Annotated in this window: 19 protein-coding genes; 2 read left to right on the top strand and 17 right to left on the bottom strand. The window is 36.9% G+C overall.

Features of this window, described 5'->3' with window-relative positions; all coding sequences use genetic code 11:
* Positions 1 to 123 precede the first annotated feature (123 nt).
* Together PI85_RS10380 and PI85_RS10375 are read right to left on the bottom strand one after the other, a co-directional pair.
* Positions 124 to 1,590: a UDP-N-acetylmuramoyl-L-alanyl-D-glutamate--2,6-diaminopimelate ligase gene (locus PI85_RS10380; RefSeq protein WP_036123491.1), complete on the bottom strand. Its 1,467-nt coding sequence runs from the start codon at positions 1,588 to 1,590 to the stop codon at positions 124 to 126.
* A gap of 323 nt (positions 1,591 to 1,913) precedes the next feature.
* Complete coding sequence (locus tag PI85_RS10375) at positions 1,914 to 3,302, bottom strand: aldehyde dehydrogenase (protein ID WP_036123489.1); 1,389 nt, start codon at positions 3,300 to 3,302, stop codon at positions 1,914 to 1,916.
* A 203-nt stretch (positions 3,303 to 3,505) separates the two neighbouring features.
* On the opposite strand from PI85_RS10375, the gene PI85_RS24670 reads away from it, so the two are divergent.
* Positions 3,506 to 3,655, top strand: a complete 150-nt coding sequence (locus PI85_RS24670; RefSeq protein ID WP_196244078.1) for a hypothetical protein — start codon at positions 3,506 to 3,508, stop codon at positions 3,653 to 3,655.
* Positions 3,656 to 3,701: 46 nt separating this feature from the next.
* On the opposite strand, the gene ssuE is transcribed toward PI85_RS24670, so the two are convergent.
* The 7 genes from ssuE to PI85_RS10340 all read right to left on the bottom strand — a co-directional run bounded on the left by ssuE (position 3,702) and on the right by PI85_RS10340 (position 11,773).
* The gene (gene ssuE, locus PI85_RS10370) at positions 3,702 to 4,235 is read right to left on the bottom strand and encodes an NADPH-dependent FMN reductase (protein ID WP_036127653.1); all 534 of its coding nucleotides are present in this window, start codon (positions 4,233 to 4,235) and stop codon (positions 3,702 to 3,704) included.
* Positions 4,236 to 4,400: 165 nt separating this feature from the next.
* Entirely contained in the window at positions 4,401 to 5,738 is a 1,338-nt protein-coding gene (gene lpdA, locus PI85_RS10365) for a dihydrolipoyl dehydrogenase (protein WP_036123486.1), read from the bottom strand.
* 232 nt (positions 5,739 to 5,970) lie between these two features.
* Entirely contained in the window at positions 5,971 to 8,052 is a 2,082-nt protein-coding gene (locus tag PI85_RS10360) for a catalase (RefSeq protein WP_036123484.1), read from the bottom strand.
* 124 nt (positions 8,053 to 8,176) lie between these two features.
* Complete coding sequence (locus PI85_RS10355; protein WP_036123481.1) at positions 8,177 to 8,752, bottom strand: RloB family protein; 576 nt, start codon at positions 8,750 to 8,752, stop codon at positions 8,177 to 8,179.
* On the bottom strand, positions 8,749 to 10,029 hold the full coding sequence (locus PI85_RS10350) for an ATP/GTP-binding protein (RefSeq protein WP_036123477.1): 1,281 nt from the start codon (positions 10,027 to 10,029) through the stop codon (positions 8,749 to 8,751). Before PI85_RS10350 ends, PI85_RS10355 begins: the two co-directional genes overlap by 4 nt.
* 101 nt (positions 10,030 to 10,130) lie before the next feature.
* Positions 10,131 to 11,057 carry an NAD-dependent epimerase/dehydratase family protein gene (locus PI85_RS10345; protein ID WP_008174188.1) on the bottom strand — a complete coding sequence of 309 codons (927 nt, stop codon included), beginning with the start codon at positions 11,055 to 11,057 and terminating at the stop codon, positions 10,131 to 10,133.
* Between the two features lie 188 nt (positions 11,058 to 11,245).
* Positions 11,246 to 11,773: a YceI family protein gene (locus tag PI85_RS10340; RefSeq protein WP_036123473.1), complete on the bottom strand. Its 528-nt coding sequence runs from the start codon at positions 11,771 to 11,773 to the stop codon at positions 11,246 to 11,248.
* A gap of 386 nt (positions 11,774 to 12,159) precedes the next feature.
* Here PI85_RS10340 and PI85_RS10335 point away from each other — a divergent pair, with 386 nt between their 5' ends.
* On the top strand, positions 12,160 to 12,597 hold the full coding sequence (locus tag PI85_RS10335; RefSeq protein ID WP_036123470.1) for a VOC family protein: 438 nt from the start codon (positions 12,160 to 12,162) through the stop codon (positions 12,595 to 12,597).
* A 144-nt stretch (positions 12,598 to 12,741) separates the two neighbouring features.
* Here the strand turns inward: PI85_RS10335 and srtB are convergent, their stop codons facing one another.
* The 8 genes from srtB to PI85_RS10295 form a co-directional block, all read right to left on the bottom strand.
* On the bottom strand, positions 12,742 to 13,515 hold the full coding sequence (srtB, locus tag PI85_RS10330; protein ID WP_225316252.1) for a class B sortase: 774 nt from the start codon (positions 13,513 to 13,515) through the stop codon (positions 12,742 to 12,744).
* An 11-nt stretch (positions 13,516 to 13,526) separates the two neighbouring features.
* A complete protein-coding gene (locus tag PI85_RS10325; protein ID WP_036123466.1) occupies positions 13,527 to 14,297 on the bottom strand; it encodes an ABC transporter ATP-binding protein in 771 nt (256 codons plus the stop codon).
* Positions 14,298 to 14,302: 5 nt separating this feature from the next.
* A complete protein-coding gene (locus PI85_RS10320; RefSeq protein WP_036123464.1) occupies positions 14,303 to 15,268 on the bottom strand; it encodes an iron ABC transporter permease in 966 nt (321 codons plus the stop codon).
* 94 nt (positions 15,269 to 15,362) lie between these two features.
* Positions 15,363 to 16,268 carry a heme ABC transporter substrate-binding protein IsdE gene (gene isdE / locus PI85_RS10315; RefSeq protein WP_036123462.1) on the bottom strand — a complete coding sequence of 302 codons (906 nt, stop codon included), beginning with the start codon at positions 16,266 to 16,268 and terminating at the stop codon, positions 15,363 to 15,365.
* Between the two features lie 15 nt (positions 16,269 to 16,283).
* Complete coding sequence (locus tag PI85_RS10310; RefSeq protein WP_225316253.1) at positions 16,284 to 17,561, bottom strand: NEAT domain-containing protein; 1,278 nt, start codon at positions 17,559 to 17,561, stop codon at positions 16,284 to 16,286.
* A gap of 83 nt (positions 17,562 to 17,644) precedes the next feature.
* A complete protein-coding gene (locus PI85_RS10305) occupies positions 17,645 to 19,069 on the bottom strand; it encodes an NEAT domain-containing protein (protein WP_036123460.1) in 1,425 nt (474 codons plus the stop codon).
* A 1-nt stretch (position 19,070) separates the two neighbouring features.
* Positions 19,071 to 19,688 (bottom strand): heme uptake protein IsdC, encoded by a 618-nt coding sequence (gene isdC, locus PI85_RS10300; RefSeq protein ID WP_036123458.1) that lies wholly within the window; start codon positions 19,686 to 19,688, stop codon positions 19,071 to 19,073.
* Between the two features lie 229 nt (positions 19,689 to 19,917).
* Positions 19,918 to 20,490, bottom strand: coding sequence for a manganese efflux pump (locus tag PI85_RS10295; RefSeq protein ID WP_036123457.1), 573 nt, complete (start codon positions 20,488 to 20,490; stop codon positions 19,918 to 19,920).
* Positions 20,491 to 20,633: the final 143 nt, after the last annotated feature.

Genomic DNA, 20,633 nt, shown 5'->3' with positions numbered 1-20,633 from the left:
CTTTTTTCATACTTAATAATAATAAAAGAAGACTTGCCTTTCGTACAACCTTTTTACATGAAATCGCCAAAAAGAAAACCCTTTAGTACTATCTAAAAGGGTTTCCTAGGATCTTATATTCCATCAAACAAATTTCAATCGGCCAGCTTCTATTGCTATTTCTGCATCACTATGTGGAAATTTTGTATTTTCAATAATTTGATAATCCTCATGGCCTTTACCAGCAAAAATGATCATATCGCCTGGTTCAGCAACCTCAATGGCATGTCGGACTGCCTCTGCACGATCCCCAATGCAAGCAAAATTGTCATGTAACATCCCTTTGGCCAAATCACCTGTAATACTATTATAGTCCTCATAGCGTGGGTCATCTGTTGTCAGAATGACATACTCTGCTGCCGACGCCTTCTCAGCCATTGCAGGACGTTTTGATTTATCGCGGTTACCACCTGTCCCAACTAAGAAAATAAGTTTACCCTTTTTATATGGTTGTGCTGCTTCAATTGCTTTTTCAATAGCATCAGGTGTATGTGCATAATCAACAAACATTTGAACAGGTAGATCAGAGCATACTTTTTCCATACGACCTTTAACTGGTGGGAGTTGCTCGATTTGCTCAATAATGGCTTCCATAGTATAACCACGACCATAAAATGCCACCATCGCTGCTAGCACATTATAAATGTTAAATTCACCTAATAAATTCATTTTCACACGATAAATTCCTTCTGACATCTCCACATCAAAGGATGTCATATAATCGTGATATTCACAGTTAATGGCACGGAAATCTGCTGTTTCATTTTTTAAACCATATGTCCACACTGGAAATGGTGTCATAGCTGCGTATCGCTCTGACCACGCATCATCTGCATTTAGCACAACAAATTTATTTTTTTCTAAATCTTGTCCAAGCTGGGAGAATAATAAACCTTTAGCATGGCCATATTCCTCCATCGTACCATGGAAATCAAGATGATCGTGCGTTAGATTTGTAAAAATAGCAACATCATAGTCAACACCTGCTAAACGTCCAAGTGCTAAGCCATGGGATGAAACCTCCATCGTCATTAAACGACAGCCTTCCATTTTTGCTCTAAAAATCATTTGTTGCGTCGATAACGCATCACTCGTTGTATTGGCAGATTCATATAGAATTCCATTTAAATTAAAGCCAATTGTGCCAGATAGGGCAGATTTTTCACCCATACCATGCATGATATTTTGAATAATGCCCGTCACAGATGTTTTACCATTCGTTCCCGTTACCCCGATCATCGCTATATCTTTGGAAGGATAATCAAAAAACTTAGCAGCTAATAAGCCTACTGCACGGTCCGTGTCTTTCACAATTACTTGAGCAATAGTCTCACCTAGCGGTAATTCTCGCTCCGTTACAACAATCGTAGCCCCGCCATCTACAGCCTTTTGAGCATAATCATGTCCATCCACTGTATAACCTTTAATACAAACAAACATACTATTTGGCTGTACACTTCTTGAATCCACTACGATATCAGTTACTTGGTCTGGCAACATGCCAATTATTTTTTTCAAAGGTAATGCACTTAACAATTCCTCTGCATACATTTCATAGTCCTCCAATCAATCTCTACACTCACGTCATCATTTTTGATTATTCGACAAAAAACGACAAAATGAATCCCCCCACGATCTATTGAACTTATTTTACTACTTATTTCGTGATAAATAAAATGTCTCTGTGCTGTTTTTTTAACGAAAACGCTTACATTTGAACAAAAAACACGTTTTCTTCGAAATTTTCATAAATAATCACGAATCGGCATTTTTCGACACGACTAGGATGGGATTTTTGGGAACATTTTTCTATACAAAGGAGGGGTTTTTTGAATGAGGGTATCTTCATTTTGAAAAAAGATACCCCCATTTTACTATTTCATAATAGAGCGTACAATTTTCACCTTTTGATTATAGGGTGGAAAAAGTACATTAGTCTCAAGCTTAGAAGATTTCTTTAAAATGGATTTTGAATGTGTAAAGTTTTCAAAGCTCGCTTTACCATGATAGGCTTTCACACCTGAAGGACCAACACCTCCAAATGGTAGATGTAAGTTACCAACATGTGTAATAGTATCATTAATACATCCTCCACCGAATGGCAATTCCTCCAAAAAGTATTGAGTCGCTTTTTCATGCTCTGAAAAGAAATATGCCGCTAGTGGTTTCGGCAATTGGCGAATTTGATGGATAGCTAGTGGTAAATCGTTATACATCATAACAGGTAGGATAGGACCAAAAAGCTCTTCCTGCATCGATGGACTTGTCCACTTTACATATTCGATGATTGTTGGTTCGATATATAAATCATCTCGATCTATCCGCCCGCCAAATGTTATAGCATCTCGCTCTTCCTTAATAATTTGCTGTAAACGATCAAACTGTCTAAGATTCACGATCCGTCCATAATCAGGGCTTTTTAATGGGTTCTTCCCATAAAAAGAACGTATCGTTTCTTTTAAAATTTTCATAAAGCGATCATACACATCTTTGTGAACAAGTAAATAATCTGGTGCCACACATGTTTGCCCAGTATTTGTAAATTTACCCCATACAATCCGCTTCGCTGCAACTTCTAGGTTCGCTGTTTGATCGACAATAGCTGGACTTTTCCCTCCAAGTTCTAAAGCAATAGGAGTTAATCGTTCTGCTGCTGCCTTAGCTACCACTTTGCCGACTGCAACACTTCCTGTAAAAAAGATGTAATCAAAGGAAGCATGGATTAAGGCAGTAACTTCATCTTTTTCCCCTTCCACTACACGTACATAGGACGGGTGAAATGTTTCTTCAATTACTTTTTTTACGATGGCTGCAGTGTGTACAGATGTTTCTGACGGTTTGACAATAGCTGTATTACCGCCAACAATAGCACCTACCAATGGTTCCATAACCAATTGAAATGGGTAATTGAATGGTCCAATTATTAATGTAACACCATATGGTTCATGAACAATAAAGCTCTTACCCATCTGATATTGAATAGGTGTTTTGACAGCTTCTGGCTCCATCCATTCTTCCACATGCTTCACCATATGCGAAATACTATCTAAGACAATGCCAATTTCAGTTGCATAAGCTTCAAACTCACTTTTCCGAAGGTCTAAGTATAAGGCGTTCAGTATTTCCTTTTCATATTTCAAAATGGATTTCTTTAGTTTTTTTAATTGCTCTTTTCGAAACTTGACACTTTTAGTGGCACGAGAAAAATAAAATTGACGCTGCTCTGTTATCATATTTTCCACATCTTGAGACGTAAAATTCATCAATAAAGCACCCCTTTTCAAAAATGGCATACATAGTTTTTTCATTTCGAAACAAACTATCATTGTCTATACGATACAACATCAGGAGGGAAAAATCCTCTTTCTACATCAGGGAGGATGAAATTTGAGTATGTAAAATGTTTTAGTTTTTTTATCTCGGGAAATATACAACTACATATTAATTAAAACGGGGGCGTAGATGAATGACAACAACGACATGGTGGGAGTCTATTTTTTCAGGACCATTATCGCATGGGATTTGTGAAGAAAAATTAATGCTTTTACAAGATGAGGCTTTCTTATATCTTTCTACAGCACCGGTAGAAACAGAAGAAGATCTTGAAGTAAATTAAAAGAAAGCGCATTATAGGATGCCCCTATAATGCGCTTTTATCATATTTAATTAGCAATTAATACTCGTTGCAATTGCTTTAGCTCTGCTTCCAATCTGTTGATTGCTTCTTCTTCTATGGCAAAGCCTCCTTCATCCAGACGAATAATTTGTTTATCCACAATATAAACTGAGTGTGATATTGTGGTTGCCCCGAGTACAGCTAAAACGGGCTTTAAAGCATACTCTAATGCTAATAAATGTCCAATAGAACCTCCGACAGCAATAGGTAGTATGACCTTGTCATGCAGAGCTTTCTGGGGTAGTACATCTAAATAAGTCTTCAATATCCCTGTAAAGGATGCTTTGTATATTGGGGTTAAAATGATCACTATTTGTGCTTCCTCGACCCATTTATTCTCTAGCTGGATACTTTCACTCCCAAAATTGGCTGTCATTAAATCTTTTGCTGGTAGCTCATGAACATAATTAGAATGAACTTCTACTCCTTGTGCCATTAGATGATTTACAACCTTTTCATGAATTGCCGTAACTCTAGAGCTTTTCGAGTTACTTCCATTAATAATTACTGCTTTTGTCATTTCCCCACTCCTTTTATTTTTTTTAGCCATTAAAAAAGCTCCTATTTTACAATCAAACGGAAACCGCCTTGTAAAATAGAAGCCTCTAGATGCCTAGTCAACTTTAAAACCAAGTATTCTTATAAAATTAATCTAACATATATTCCTTTAAAGTCAATAGCTTTTTTATTGGTGAATGGCTTTTCCAAAAACCGCCTTGGCTGCATCTCCAATATGCTCACATACAGTCGGATGTGGGAAAATCATTTGTGCTAATGAAAGAGCTGTACCACCTGCATTTTTTGCCACCAATATCGCATTCAGCATTTCTGTTGCACCATCTCCTACAACACAAGCACCTAGAATTTGACCACTACCCTCTTCTGTAATTAGCTTCACAAAGCCTTCTGTATTCCCTTCCATTAAACCTTTTGGATTTGTCTTTAAAGGCATTTTTGTCATCGTGTAAGGCACTTTTACCTGTTCTTCTAGTAAACCAAATGTGGCAATCTCAGGATGTGTATAGACACAACGTGGGATAGATGCTTGGTCAATTGATGCTGGTTGATTACCCACAATATAATCTACAGCATAGATTCCTTCTGCACTTGCTGAATGTGCTAGCTGATAACCACCAACCAAATCACCAATTGCATAAAGATGGGGCTTACTCGTCTGTAAATGCTCATTGACGGCAATTAAACGTCCTTCAAATGCTAACCCTAAATGCTGAGCGATCTCTGTATTAGGACGACGCCCTGTGGCAAATAGAAGATTTTCATATGTATATGTTCCTTTAGTTGTATGAATAGTATGGCCTTCAAATTTTTCGAATTGGAAATCTGTTACAAGTTTAATACCTAGTTTCTTCATCTTTTCTCGAATAAGAGGTCTTGACTCTGGTTCTTCCGTTTGTAAAATATCCTCACTATGATTAAGCATTGTAATTTTCGTTCCTAGAGGTGCTAAACTAAAGGCCATTTCTACTGCAATGACACCACCACCAATAATCGTTAACTGTGCTGGTAGCTCTTGAAGATTGAAAAATGTATCTGTTGTATAGTAGGTAGCAGTCTCTAAACCTTCAAATGGCGGGACAAATGGATGACTGCCTGTTGCCAATATAATATCCGTCGCTGTCAAAGTTTCATTTCCAACCGTTATCAACAAGTCTTTAGTTAATGTAGCTTCACCACGATATAAAGTTATATCGTTGTTGATGATATAGTGCTCAATATTTGTTAGTAGCTCTTGAATAATTGTATCTTTTCTTTGCATCAATCGAGGAAAATTTATTCGCAAATTGTCCGATTCGATTCCCCAGTTATTTCCTTTATTGATTACCTGTACTAGTTTACTATGCTCCAATAAAATTTTAGATGGAATGCAGCCGACATTATAGCAGGCTCCTCCTAATTTATCTCGTTCAATCAATGCAACCCTTTTGCCATTTTTCGCCGCATGAATGGCCGCTACATAACCTCCTGGCCCTGCGCCAATAATCGCTATATCAAAATTTTCCATATTTCTCACCTCATGTAACACCTTATCATTTGGAAAAATTGAATGCAATATTATCAGGGATGTCATAGAGAGGGTTCTTTTAGAAAAGGAACCGGCTCATTTAAAGAAATGGCCACCAAGTAGAACAATTCCAAAAGCTTAAAATATGAAAATAACAAAAGCCACCGAGAGAAAGAACTTCTCGATAGCTTTTGTCCACAGTCTGAGCCTTATACGTTTATATTTCCTTTGCTTAATAAATATTGCGTTGCCAAAATCTTTGTTGTGCGATCGCGCCTACAAATTTTTTAGCAAAATCCTTATTACCAGTCGCTAAAACAATGCCTGGTCCTACATTCGCATTTGACATATTGAAAAACGTTGTACCTGTAACAGCAAACCCAATAGGTTTATAATGGCGATATGCCTCATTAATATAATTCACGATCTGTGTATTAAATTTAGCTTGATTACTTGCCTTTACCCCTACCACATATAACGAGTCAAATAAAACGGCATCGGTTGTAATAAATGTGTCGGTTGCCGTTAATTGAACTCCATTATTCCCTGTCACAACACCTAGTCGATCAGAAATAATGCTATAGCGCACACCTTGCCTTGTTAAATATTTCAATACTTCTCCTACCTCATTGGCATCGAATCCATCACCAATTAAAACACCTACCTTAAGCGTATAAGGCAATTTAATGGTATTGGCTTGACTAAGTGCAGGTGAAGAGGCTGTTACCTTGGACTGTTCCCCAGTAGGAGGGTTGACACCAACATTTTCAGCAACAGTTGTAGCCATTGCTTTATCCACACGAACAAACATATCCACAACTTGTTGTCGCACCGATTTACTTTTTACTTTTCCAACTTCAAAGCTAAAAGCATCTATAATATGCTGTTTTTCAGGTGGGGACATACTGTTCCAAAAAAGCCTAGCTTGCGAAAAGTGATCGTCAAAGGATTTACTACGTGCTCTAGTGATTCGCCCTTCAACCTTTTCTTCATAATGAACGTATCCCCCTTCCCTTGCAGTAGATGTTGCAGGCGTATTATTGGCCAATGAATTTTTATGATAGCTTACTCTCCCTAGATTAATTGCCTGTCGACTAAACCCATTACGTTGATTATTATGCACAGGACAAAGAGGGCGATTAATAGGGATTTCCCCAAAGTTTGGTCCCCCGAGACGAATTAACTGTGTATCTAAATAGGAGAAGAGTCGACCTTGTAACAGTGGATCATTAGTAAAATCAATGCCTGGTACAACATTCCCTGGGTGGAAGGCAACTTGCTCCGTTTCAGCAAATACATTATCCACATTACGATTTAAGGTCATTTTTCCAATTTTCTTTACGGGTATTAGTTCTTCTGGCCAAAGCTTAGTGGCATCTAAAATATCAAAATCGAATTTAAATTCGTCTTCTGGTTCAAGTATTTGCACCCCTAACTCAAACTCTGGATAATCTCCAATTTCGATGGCCTCCCATAAATCCCGTCGCTGAAAATCTGTGTCTTTCCCTGCAATTATCTGTGCTTCATCCCAAACTAGTGAATGCACACCTAGTACAGGCTTCCAATGAAACTTCACAAATCTCGATCGTCCTCTGTCATTAACAAAACGGAATGTATGCACCCCGAAACCTTCCATCATACGGAAGCTTCTAGGTATTGTTCGATCAGACATATGCCACATAATCATATGTGCTATCTCCTGATTGTTCGCAACGAAATCCCAAAACGTATCATGGGCAGAGGCTGCTTGAGGCATCTCATTATGTGGCTCTGGCTTTACAGCATGAATTAAATCTGGAAACTTAATAGCATCCTGAATAAAAAAGACTGGAATATTATTGCCTACTAAATCATAATTTCCTTCATCCGTGTAAAATTTAGTTGCAAACCCCCGTACATCACGAGCTGTGTCCATCGAGCCTAAACTACCTACCACTGTCGAAAATCTAACAAACACTGGTGTTTTCTTTTTCGGGTCTTGCAAAAATTTCGCCTTCGTATACTCTCTCATTGACTCATATAATTCAAATTCACCATGCGCCGCAAAACCTCTGGCATGCACAACTCTTTCTGGAATTCGTTCGTGGTCAAAATGTGTAATTTTTTCTCGAAGGTGAAAATCCTCCATAATTGTCGGACCACGGACTCCTGCTTTTAAGGAATCCTCATCGTTCGACACTCTAAGACCCTGATTCGTAGTCATTTTTGTGCCTTCATTCTCAACACGAAATGGCTCCAGTTGCTGATCCTTGGCATTATCCTCTATATTTTTGCGTTGATTCGAATTTGGCTTATCCACGCAATCCCCTTTCATACTATTACTGATTTCGCTCAATAGACACTATATGTTAGTTTGGAATAAACATGCATTTATTTAACAATCTATCTCCGCTAAAGTAAAAAGTACGCTCCCTATTAACATAAAGAACCTACCAATTTTAAAATATGTATCGTATCATTTCATGTATGTTACAGTAGGGGTTGTCACGGCTCTCCGTACTACGAAGAGCCATCATGTCCGTACAATTTTTAATCGCTACCTCATGTCGTAATGCAATAGGGGCAATAATAGACTCATCAGCCTTATGACGGAAATATCGACTCACGCCAAGATGTTGTTCCATTTTGTCATTTAAGACAGCTCGTGGATATTTTTCCGAGCTTTCCACCTCTTCAAAATGCAAAAGTAACCACAATTCAAAAGCTTCATTTGAATAAGCAATATGAATCCCTTTTTCCCCACAAAATTGATTTACTTCCTCCAATTGATTTTCTGTTAAATCATCCTTATCAAAAACAATCCACACCTCGTCAAAATATTGATAACTTGAATCCCGATAAGCATGTTGAGCAAGTTTAATTGCAGAACGTTTAACGTTTTTTATTTTCACACTCACCATTTTAGAGCGCTTCAAAATACGTAGCTGCTCAAAATAAATACGTTCCGTTTCACCTTCACAATAAATTAAAATAGTTTTCCGCAGTGTTCGGTTTCCTTGTTGACGTACTCTCACTGCTCAGATACCTCCGCTTCATCTAAATATTGTCCAGATAAATATTCATTAATAACGGGTGTTGCGCCAAATTCTCCTTTTAAATAACGTTTTGCATATGAAAGGTCGCCACGCTTTTTTTGCAGGTCTGCAAAATCAAATAAAGAATAAAGCTCGGATTCATTTTTATAGGTTTTATTAACAAACCAAATTTGATCGGACCGCAATGGCTGATCCAATAATTCTATTTCATGACTTGTCACGACAAATTGATTACTCGTATTGCGTTTACTATTCATGATTGCCATTAGAAATTCACAAATTGACACATGAAAAGCTGTATCAAATTCATCAATAAAAATAGTTTTTCCTTTATTATAAGCATCTACCATCACACAAGCTAAATGCAACATGCGCACAGTACCTTTTGAATCCATCGTCCAATTGATCGTCTCTGTCCCGATGGGGGCACCTGCTTCATCGAATGATAAATAATGCAGATCGATATCAACTTCTTGAATGATCTCAGGTGTGTCAAATTCGTAGCCAATGGTATTTTTTTCTCTGCGTTCCACACGTCTTGCTGTGACATCTTGAATCGAAAAATCAGCAATTTTAAGAAGTTTGATGACCTCTTTTTTAAAAGGCTCTTCTTCAAGTTTACGAATAAGGGGATGACTTGATAACCGATTCGCTTCATCGAGAAACAGGATTTTATGTAAAAACCAATCGAATACCTTTAACGCATCTGAATCATTAAAAACATGGAGCACTGATAAAAAGGCTGTATTATTACGTGTATATTTTGTTAATTCCTGTGCCGTCGAATGAGCCGTGTCATACGAATAGTCCACACCATCCCAACGTCGGACAAAAAGCTCTTCCTTCAAATTATTAGTTGTCTTGTGAAGGCGCTCATATAAAACTAAGGAAGCATTGTACTGAATTTCATAATCATACAAAGCTCCGTCCAAAAATAAGGAAATCATAAATTCTGTTGGTTTGCCCTGCTGACTTCCGAGCTTAAATGGTTGATAAGGTAGACGTAATTGTTTAATATTGTTTAAATTCTCAAAGTTAAAAAGTAAGGAACGCAAAACCTTAATTGAGGTAAAAAGATTAGATTTACCACTTCCATTTGGCCCAAAAATAAATGCACTTTTCACTACACGCAGTGAATCATCCAATTGCATGGTATGGGTATCCTTCCATTTTCTCAGACGACTTCCCGCTACCATTGAAAATAATGTATCCTCTTTATAGCTTAGACAATTGTTTACTCTAAAATCTACAAGCATATGTAAGCCTCCGTCCACATCCATTTCTTTAATGAATTATTATACTATAGACATAGAAAAAGACATATTACACAGTGTAATATGCCAAATTCTCTATATCGTTAAATTTCCGCTAATTTATCAACTTGTAAAGCATTCAGCGTACGTTCAATTCCCTCTGCAAAAGAAATTTTGGGTCTCCAACCAATTGCATTAGCTAATTTGTCATTATTTAAAAATGAATGTTCAATATCTCCTTCTCGCGCGGGGGCATATTGAATTTCAAGTGGATGATTTAAATGCTGAAGTAGCAAAATAACTTGATGAAGTGACCATGCTTCATTTGTGGACACATTATAGATACCCTGCAATCGTGCATGGACACCGGCATAGATGGCGTCTGCAATATCATCGACGTAAATAAAGTCACGTGTCTGTTCACCATCACCATAAATCGTAAAGGGTTTTCCCTCCATACTGCTTTTTAACATGCTTGGGATGACAGCAGCTTCACCTTGCATTTGTTGTCTTGGACCGAAAACATTAGCGAATCTGTAAATAAGAATAGGTAACCGATAATCCTTTTGCCATTTCTCACAATAGGTTTCTCCAATGCTCTTGTTTAATCCATACATAGATATTGGTTCACAGACATCTGTTTCTTCTAGTGGCGGATAGTGACTATTTCCATACACAGCAGCTGAGGAGGCAAAAACAAAATGCTTTACCTTATATTTAGATGATAAAAAGAGCATTTGACTTAGCCCAACAATATTCGTCAAAATATCTTTTACTGGCTCCTGTAAGGATTGTTGAACACTTGTTTGCGCTGCACAATGAATCACCACATCGAAATGTGTCTCTTTAAAAAGGTGCTCACAAACCTCATCTTCCACATTTAAAAGATAAGATTTATGCTCAAAGTCAACATTTCGTAAGTGACCCGTACTTAAATTATCAATAATATAAACCGATGCTCCTTCTTCAAAAAAACGCCTACCTACTGCACTGCCAATAAAACCATAGCCACCTGTCACTAATACATTCATCCTATCGCCCCCAAAAACAATATGATGATTTATATGCAGTATTTGCTAAAAATATGCAAGAAACTTATTTGATGGGATTTTTTTACAAAATATCATTACTAGAATATATGATAAGCACATGCCTATTTAGGGACATAGAAAAAGCATGCTCGAATATTACTTCAAGCATGCAAGGAAAAATCTCTTTATTACGCTGGGTTAATTTCTAACTCAACTGATACTTTAATATCTTTACCTACAAGAACTCCACCCGTTTCTAAGGCAGCATTCCAAGTTAAACCAAAGTCTTCACGATTGATCGTTGTTTCAGCTTCAAAACCATATACTTCTTGCCCCCATGGATTTGTGCCTTTGCCGTTAAACTCCGTATCAAATGTTACTGATTTTGTTACACCTTTAATTGTTAAGTCACCTGTTACTGAATATTCATCGCTAGATTTTTTTGTAATATTTGTTGATTTAAACGTAATTGTTGGATATTGTTCAGCATCAAAGAAATCTGCTGCTTTTAAATGGTTATCGCGATCTTCACTACGTGTATTAATGCTTGCTGGATCAATTGTAAAGCTGATGTTAGCAGTAGTTAAGTCTGCAAGATCTGCCGCCTCAATGTCCGCTGTGTATTTGTCAAATACCCCTTTCACCTTTGATACCATCATGTGTTTTACTTGAAAGTTAATTGCTGAGTGCCCTAAATCAATATTCCATTTTGCCATTTTAAATTTCCTCCAATAAGTTGATTTTATCTCGATTTCGAGATATATTTTAAAATATGAAGCAACTACAGTAATTATGTTACCCAACATTATTTAGGATAAACATTTGTAGTTACTTATCTTTTTTTACTACTTTAGTTATAAAAAGTAATTGATTACTTTATGTAACCTACTATATATTAATAATTTAATTACGTCAAGTAATTAAATTATTTTTTTATTAAATGTTCATGTTGAAAACTGAGATATCCTATTCCTCTGAATATATATACGTTTATCCATAGCCTAGGTAGCATAAAAAGTATGATGGTAAAGAGACTTTTACAGATACTTAAAATAGTAGTTTGTTGTATAATTCTGCGAAGAACACTTGGGAGGTATAACATATGAAAATCAATCGAATGGATCATGTGAGTATAAACGTAAATGATCTTTCAGAGGCTAAAGCATTTTTTCTTGAGTTAGGACTTGAAGTAAAAGCAGAATGGGAGTTGGAAGGAGAACAATTAAGCCGAATAGTTGGGCTTAATCATGCTAAAACGGCATGTGTAGGTTTGGGGATGCCTGATGGTCAGACATGGATAGAGCTAGTGAAATTTTATTCGCCATCAGATGACAAAGATATTCAGCAACCTTTTGCCAATACGCTAGGAATCCGACATATTTGCTTTAATGTTGAAGATATTGAAGGTATTATAGCTAAATTGAAAAAAGGGGGTACAGAAATTTTTAGTGAGATACAGCAATATGAAGATAGTTATAAATTATGTTACGTTCGTGGTCCAGAGGGAATTATTTTAGAGCTGGGAGAGAAAATCAAATAAAAAGAAACTGAAATAATGTAGCATTTAAACGGAGATAACTGCTTATGGAGAGTAGTCATTGTGGCTAAAAAAAATGGAGAACCTTGACAATAATGGTTCTCCTCATAAAAGGGTGTCGAACTTTTCGTACTTCCCTACTATATCTTATTCTCCACGTTTTACTAATTTACCCTGCACAACAAAGCGATGATCGTCACTCATCACTGAATCCTTACAAGTAGACAATGTCAGGATTTTATCATTGGGACTTATAGCGACATTCATTTGTATGGATGAGCGCTTCTGAATGTCCTCTAGAAATTGCTGATAAGCTCCTTCACTTGTAAAGTCCGTTTCAATATAGTAGTAATCAATAGTTGTCTCATATGCAGCAAATACCTCGATATCATACCCTTCATATAAGGTATCTAAATAAATAATGGGATGGTCATCCGCGTAGTCTTGCTTTAAATAATTTTTTAGACTACCAAACATCGTATTGTTTTTCATAGCATGACCATATAAAATTGTATTTCGATTCATAGAAAGAATATTATTCCGATAATCCATAAAGACACTGCCTGCGCGACTTTCCTCGTTTCTAAAATTATGATTTAAATAAAACTCATTATTGTCAGCTTGTAGTACTGGATTATTTAACTTTGTTCCATCCACTGAAATCCATCCCACAATTTGACGGTTCATTGCTAATAAATCTTGGAATTGAGGCCTTATCGTTGAAGGAGCTTGAGTTTCTTCCTCTAGATTTACAGGCTGATCCTCAATAGTGCTTAATGTAGCTTGATATATATCCTGCACTTCCTTCAGTGATTTTGATGTCTCATAGTACGTATATAGATACTTTGCCAGAGAAAATGCAGAAAATAAAAATATCGCTAAATATAGAAATGTGACTAACTTTGACGCCTTCTTTTTCATCCTATCACCAATCATATCCCTATTGGCATCATATAATAGCCAAGTTGTTTATCTTCATTAAATACCGCGTCCACTCCATAAACCTCTTTAATAACATCTTTCGTGATCACATCACGTGGAGCACCTTCTGCGAATAGTTGACCATCCTTCATTAAAATAATATGGTCACTATAGCGAATAGCTTGATTAATATCATGAAGCACCATGATAATCGTTAAGCCGTGCTGCTCGTTTAATGTTTTGACAAGCTCTAATAATTCAAGTTGATAATAAATATCCAAATAGGTTGTCGGCTCGTCCAAGCATAGTATTTCAGATTGTTGTGCCAAAGCCATAGCAATCCAGACACGTTGGCGCTCCCCACCTGATAACGCCTCTAAATTTGTTGTACTCTTTTGTTGTAAATTTGTACAAGCCAGTGCCCATTCAATGGCTTTTGCATCTCCTTCATTGTCTTTTTTCAGCAATGTTTGATAGGGAAGACGACCAAAGCCGACTAATTTTTCAATTGTTAAATCTTTCGGTATATCGTTTTGCTGATACACTATCGCTAGTTTTTTAGCGAATTCCTTAGGCTTATAGTTTAGTAGGTCTTTATTTTCTAACAGGACATTCCCTGATTTAGGTAAATGAAGACGAGAGATAACACTTAATAAAGTTGATTTCCCACAGCCATTCGGGCCAATAATTGTTGTAATTTTGCCCTTTGTAATGGATGTTGAAACGCCATTTAGATGGTTACGTGTATTATCATGCGATACAATGATGTCTTGTATATCCATGTTTGTCACTCTTTTCGTAATAAGAATATGAGGAAGGGTCCACCGATAATTGCCATAATTGTGGACGCTGGAATTTCAAGTGGTGCAACAATTGTACGTCCAATTGTATCTGCTACTAAAATTAATAATGCTCCTGCCAGTGCTGTAAACGGAATAAGCACAGCATGATCATGACCAACCAATCTGCGAGCAATATGAGGTACTAATAGTCCCACAAATGAAATAACACCTGCAACAACAACTGAAACAGCTGCTAGTAAAACAGCCACGGCAGCAATTAATAACCGTGCTCGCGCAACTTGAAACCCTAAACTTTTAACAGTTTTGTCTTGTAATACGAGTAAATTACACCAACTATATAAAGCAAGAGCACCTGTTAATCCGATTGAACCATATGTTACAATTGTGGAAACATCTTTCCATGTTCGCATTGTTAGATTAGAACCAATCACACTAGATGCGGACATATTTAAGGAGCCACCTAAGCTAATCATAGCCTCGGTTAAGCCCGTAAACATAGCGTTAATCGCTATCCCTACTAAAATCAATTTGAGAGGGCTTAAGCCAGATTTCCAAGATAGTGCAAAGACAAGCATACAGGCTAAGGCTCCGCCCATAAATGCTAAAACGGGTGTCATAAAAAATAATGTGGGGAAAAAGGCAACAATAAATAATTGAACAAAAGCTGCACCCGAAGATATTCCGATAATCCCTGCATCTGCCAATGGATTACGCATCACCGATTGTAAAAGTACCCCAGAAACTGAAAGTGCGGCACCTGCAAATAATGCGACGATGATACGTGGGAAGCGTAAATCACGGATCGCCTCCATTTGACTATTTCCTTCATCAAATAATGCCCCTATAAACTCAAAAAAGCCCATTTTAATGCTACCTGTTGTGGCTGAATAAATAACTGTCACAAGTAATAGAAAAATTACAAGTAAAAAACTGACGATTCTTTTTGTCATATCGGACTTCCTTTTTCTTTTTTTATTCCATATAGGATAAGAAAAACGCTCTATGACGAGTAAAATACTGATCATACGAGCGACATTCAAGTTACTATTTACGATAGAAAATTTCCATCAGCTGCCCTAAAGCCTGTGGTACCTGCAAGGATGATGTCGTCCCGAATAATTCTTCCTCTAAATCATAGACTTTATCGTTTTTCACTGCTTCGAAATGTTTCCAAATATCATTTGTTTTAAATTCTTCATCAAACATTTTCACAACTTCATCGGGCATGCCATGTGATAAGCGCAAAATAATATCGGGATTGCTATTATGGAGATATTCCGTATTAGAAGATAGATATTCTGCATCCTGTCCTTCCATTACATTGATACCTCCTGCTCGTTTCACAAGATCCCCAGCATACGAATTTTCTGTTGCTACTAAATAACTCCCTGGTATACCTAGTAAAACTAATACGCGAGGACCTTCTTTATTCGCAGCTACACTTTGGACTGCCTCGATATTCTTCTGTAGATCTTTTACTAATGCATCAGCTTGGGATTGACGATCATAGCGTTCTCCTAGCGATGTTATTTCCTTCAGCATGGCATCAACGCTTTGGAAATTAAGAAAATCGACAGGGATATTAAGTTGTTTAAATTTATCCTGTAAATCGTATTCTAAAGTTGAAACGGATAATACTTCTGTCGGATTTAATGACTTAACAATTTCCATATCCGGCTCCATTGCATTACCGATTGTTGGCAGACCGTCAAAACGCTTTGCTAATTGCTTTTCTGTTTCTGGTACAGCAATTGCATCAAGCTCCAGCTTATCTAGGATATCTGCTATAACTACCGTCCCCGCAATGATACGTTGCTCACTATCTTCTGTTACCTGTTCTTTATCAGTAACTGGCTCTTTCTTTTCTGCTTGATCACTGCTACTACATGCAGCGAGAATTAGTGATAGTAATGTCAACAACAGTAACTTCAGTTTCCAATCTTTTTTCATTGTGTCATCCCCCACTTATTTCTGCTCAGTCGTCTCATTTTTGGTTTTTCTAATACGCTTTATAAGTAGCCAGCCTGATACGAGACATATAACGATTAGCCCAATAATTTTTACGATGTTTAACGGTTCAATTGGCTGTTCTGCAGTCGTATTTTTCACTACTTTATTGTCCGTAGTTTCCTCCATCGTTTGGTTATCCTCTAATGTTTCGTCTAAAGTTTCATCAGTTGGTTCATCAAGTGTACGATCAAATGTTAATTTTTCTTCCCTTGGTATAAGCAATGGTGATTGAATAGCTGGTAATGTCTGTGTAGCTTTGCTAGATACACTCTCTTTACTTATTAGTGCTTGTGGCTTTTGTATCTGCTCCTTAACCGTTTCCACTGACTTGTCAGGTACAACTTGCGTAGTAGGTTTTTCGTTGATAGGTTTTTGTAAAAGCAATGCGACCTGTTTTTGATTGAATGCTAGCTGAACATAGTATTGATGATGATATGAAATGTCAGGAATATCGATTTTCACCCACATTCGTAACGGCTGTGTTAAGTCCTCAACCTCAAATTCCACTATGCGTACATTATCTAAAAGTGAAACTTGCTTCGGTTCAATCTGATTTCCCTTATAATCTACTTGTAGACCTGTCACCCAAGCTGATTGTAAAATGGTCATTTGCGCATAGTATCTACCATCCTTTTCAATCACCTTTGCGGTTGGATTCACATAGTTATTCATCATAGAAGGTTCATTTTTACCATCCGCTAATAATACATAATCCACTGTCCATTCTTGGCCCTTGGTTTCTTCTACAACTACGTTTTCAGCATCATCCGTCTTGTTTTCTTCCTGAGGAACGGTTGGTATAAGTCCCGCCATCTCAATGCGTAGCTCTTGAGTGAATGCAAAATAAGATTCCTCAGCTGAAAGCTCTATATTGCCCTTTATAACAATCGGGTCCTGTAATGCCGAAACATCAAACTGAACTAAATTTTCTATATCTTGAGTCCAAGAAATTTCATTACCAAGCTGTTCGATATGTATATCACGTACAGAATATGGCTGTTCAAGTGCCAAAGCTAATTGATACTGTCCATCCTTTACGGTGAGAGTTGCTTTATGTTTAAAAAGATTTTCTTCAAAGCCCTCAATAGGAGAAAAACTTAGTTCAACTTGATAACTACCATCTATTATGCCAAGGTTTTCAGCTTTTGCTTGCATAAAAATGGATGGAGGAAAAGCAAGCAATAAAACTGCCAAAACAGCCAAAATACAAATGTGCCTTTTTATGATTGTCATTGCATAATCTCCTTCCATTTTAAACACATAGGAACTTCCTCCCCCATAAAATATGAGAAAGGAAGTTGCTGTAAAAATTCTTATTATTTATTCATGTATTGCAAAGAGCCATTTAAAATTTTCGCCATATGTGAACGTTTTAATGGGCTATTTGCATCAATAACTGTTTTACCATCAGCAGTTGGAGAACCAGTCATTACTTTACCTGCATATAGAAGGGCAAAGGCTTTTTTTGCTTCTTCATCTTTCACTTTTGCTCCATCAGCATAGTAAGAAAGACTTGTATCACCAAAGCTCATTTCTTTTCCTGCTACATGTGTTACAGTGCGATAAATCATTACAGCTGCTTGTTGACGAGTAAGTGTATCATTTGGATTGAAGTTTGTAGCTTTTTTAACAATCCCAGCTTCAGCTAATGCATTAATAGCTTGAACAGCTTCTGCACTAAGCTTACCTGTATCTTTAAATCCAGCATCTTTTGTAGAAGTTACGTTCAATGAACGTGCTACCATTAAAGCAAATTGAGAACGTGTAATGTTGTCATTTGGTCTAAAATTGTCTTGTGCCTTCACAATGCCTAAGCTGTAAAGTGATAGGATGGCATCTTTATTCGCATCTTTACTGATGTCCTTAAATGGATTAATAACTGGCTTCACTGCACCTTCCACAGCAAAGCTAAATTGTACTGTATGATTCGAATCATACTTCACACCTTGTGCTGGTTCATTTACAACGATGTGTAATTGAGCATTTACCAGTTTCTTCAAATCTGTAACTTCAAATGAATATGTTCGTGAATTTGTTGTATCATCTTGTTTCACTAAAGTTGCTTCCTTACCCTCTACAGTGAAACCTTTTACATATTGACCTTGAGGGAATGTCATTGTCACAACATTTTTACCGTCTTTTACAGTAATCCCTACTTTTGGTGCGATATACTGTTTCATCATCGACTCTTCTGTTGTACCATCTTTGTAAACAGTGACAGCTACTTCATTCACTTTCACTTCTTCTTTTACTTCTTTCACTGCTTTTAAATCAAAGTCATACCATTTATCCATATTTGCGGACGGAACGACTACATGAATTTTTGCTGATTTAACTTCATCAACAACAACAGGGAAACTGTATGTAATTGTACCATCGCTATTTTTTACTTCTTTAGCATCTACAAATGTATCGCCTTGTTTTGTTTGCAGACCTGCAATCATTGGTGCAGATTTAGCTGTAATTGTTAATTGAGCTTCAAACTTACCGTCTTTTTCAACGATTGTTCCTTGTGGTACTAAATGAGAACTAATTGCAGGCTGTGCTTCTGTCGTACCTGTTTTAAAAATTTGGAAATTAATAACTGAATCTGTTTTAGCAGCTTTCGTTGTTTCTGCTTTCACTTCTGTATTTGTTGTTACTAATTCTGCAGCAGATGCAAAGGAAGGAACTGTAAGAGATGCTGCTAACAATGAAGCTAGTACGATTTTAGTTGCGCGTGATTGACGTTTTTTAGCCATTTTATTGACCCTCCGTTTTTGTTTGTAGTTTTTTTCTATAAAGTAAAAATGCTGACCCCACTAATGCAACGATTAATAGGTAAGGTGTTGCATCATCTGTTTGTGGATTGGGCACTTGACTTTCAGTTGTAGTTGCTGAAGAAGTTGGTTGTGATTTACTGGATTCTGTTTTTTGAGTAGAAGCCGTTGCTGAGCTTGCGATTGATGTAGCATCAAATACAAGTGATACACTGTATTCATGATGATAATTGATATCATCAATATCAATTTTCATCGCTGTTACTATAGGTTTTGTTAGATCTTTAACGGTGAATTGTACAGTTCGTGTATCCGCTGCTTGATCTTCACTTACTACAGTTGCTCCACCTGGTGGTTGAAATTTCGTAATCCATGCACTGTTTTTTAATGTAATTTGTACGACTGCAGTGCCATTTTTCACCGTAACTTTCGCAGGTTTTACAAAATAATCATTAGCAATTGATGCGGAATTACTTTCAGGTTTATTGACCTGATATTTTATCGAATGAGTGCCATCAGCTAGTTGAGCAGATGCTTGTGTTAACCCGAAGTTAACGACAAAAATACTAACAAGCATGATCAACATGAGCATTTTCTTCATGTGTTGCACGCCTCCCTTAGTCATAATAAAACATCCTAATTGATAGATTCACTTCCACGAAAGCACTTTCATGTAAACGAAAATAATTCTCAATTACGATTCTACTCCCAAGAATAATCGTTACTCCCAGTCAATGTCAACCGTTAATCCAAATTCGTCCTCAATATGTCAAATTTTCCTCCTAATAAAAAGAATATCACCAAAATTTGGTGATATTCTAGCTCTTAATTTATTTAGCAAAAATCTCTAAAATACCGATCAACAATAATAGCCATCCTGATATGGCTGTTGAATGCCTCCCAATAAACGTTTTGGAGAGCAATGCGCCACATTGACTGCCTACCCCCACCGTAACAAATGAGAAGACACCAATGGAAATTACTGTCCATATTGCAGAAATGCCATTAGCACCAATGGCAATACCACCTGCTAAGCAATTAGCTGACAATACAAATCCGAGTGCCATTGCCTCTCGAGTTGAGATGACTAAATTTTTATCTTCATCAAAAAGCTCAGGGTTACCTGCTATGCTTTGATTAGAAAAGTTATTGGACATCAAGGTCCATATACCAATAACACATAATAGTAAACTTCCTAATAAATTGGCAGTATGCGGTGAAATATATTCAACAACAGTGCTGCCAGCTGTTACTGCGACATATGTGACAATCATTGACATACCAGCAATCACTGCATTCGATAAAATAGGAATTTTAACTTGCTTGACACCATAGGCTAGGCCAATCCCCAAATTATCTAGATTTGCAGCAATTCCTATTAGAATAATAGTAATCCAGTGCACACTAAGCCTCCTCAAAACCCAGTCTCCATTTTCACCTATCATATGTAATCGTGTTAAAAATCTATGGGCATTTTAGAACCCTATTCAGAACCTTTTCCGTAATGAATCCTCCATTTTATTGCATACGTTACATGAATCATCAA

The organism is Lysinibacillus sp. A1 (assembly GCF_000801965.1).
Classification (GTDB): domain Bacteria; phylum Bacillota; class Bacilli; order Bacillales_A; family Planococcaceae; genus Lysinibacillus; species Lysinibacillus fusiformis.
This window is presented reverse-complemented; position numbering and strand designations above follow the sequence as displayed.